The organism is Gemelliphila sp. 1F1 (assembly GCF_056897515.1).
In genome coordinates this window covers 1-1,132 of record NZ_JBXHBE010000012.1, presented here as the reverse complement: position 1 = coordinate 1,132, position 1,132 = coordinate 1, and the positions used below count along the sequence as shown (strand labels likewise).

Here is a 1,132-nt window from a genome sequence, read left to right as displayed (position 1 = left end):
TGTAGAGTTACAATAGAAGTGAGACAAAAGGAAGAAAAAAGAAGAGCAAATCCAGTATAATGAAATAACCACAAATCAAAAAAAGGAAATTACTCTTATGAAAACAATTATATCAGAAAATATAGAAAAAACACAGCGATACATACCACATACATTACAAACACGAATATCAGCAGTAAAAACATACAGAAATAACAATTCAATAAAGTTTGTATGTAGAAGATATAAAATATCAAAAGCCTCCCTTATGCGTTGGAATAGAAAATATGACGGAACAAAAGAATCTCTTATGGATAAATCTCATCGTCCCGTAACTCCTCACCCTAACTCTCATACAGAAGAAGAGATACGTTGGATAAAAAATCTTATAAAGCGTAATCCCTCAATCTCTATGATTGAATTATATGCAAAATTAAAAGTTAATAAAGGATATAAACGTCATCCTTGTTCTCTATTTAGAGTTCTTAGGAAACTAGGTTTCTTTAAACAACCTAAGAAAAAAGTAAATTCTTATAAACCTAAACCTTATAACACTCCTACTTCTATTGGAGAAAAGTGGCAACTTGATGTGAAATATGTTCCTAAAAAGTGCTATGTAGGACAAATTACTGATAAGTTTTATCAATATACTGTTATTGATGAAGCTACCAGAGAACGATATATTTTTCCTTTTAAAGAACAATCTTCTTATTCTACTATTCTATTTGTTAAGATGGCTATAGATTATTTTGGATATAAGCCTAAAATTATCCAAACTGATAATGGCTTTGAATTTACTCACTTTAGAGATACTAAAAGAGTTCATCCTTTCGATGTGTTATGTAATCAATTAGGTATTAAACATCAACTTATTAGACCTAGAACTCCTAGACATAATGGTAAGGTTGAGCGTAGTCATAGAAATGATAATGAGCGTTTTTATCGCTTCTTATCCTTTTTCTCTTATGATGATCTTATTTTCCAAATGAAGAATTATCTTTATCGTTATAATAGACTCCCTATGCAGACTCTTAATTGGCTTTCTCCTATTGAAAAAAGGTTAGAGTTAGAGAAAACATAGCTTCTCTAACTCTATCATATCGGTTATTTCTTTTATTCTTTTTTTTGTCTCACTTCATTGACAAAGGTACAT

The 1,132-nt window shown here is 29.8% G+C and carries 1 protein-coding gene; it reads left to right on the top strand.

Translation table 11 applies throughout. The annotated features are described in order from the left end of the window. The first annotated feature begins 97 nt into the window (after positions 1 to 97). Positions 98 to 1,060: a DDE-type integrase/transposase/recombinase gene (locus tag AC1XWJ_RS07690; RefSeq protein ID WP_483335288.1), complete on the top strand. Its 963-nt coding sequence runs from the start codon at positions 98 to 100 to the stop codon at positions 1,058 to 1,060. Positions 1,061 to 1,132 lie beyond the last annotated feature (72 nt).

Coding starts and splice junctions, on each gene's coding strand:
- AC1XWJ_RS07690 (WP_483335288.1), top strand. CDS start 98: ATGAAAACAATTATATCAGAAAATATAGAAAAAACACAGCGATACATA.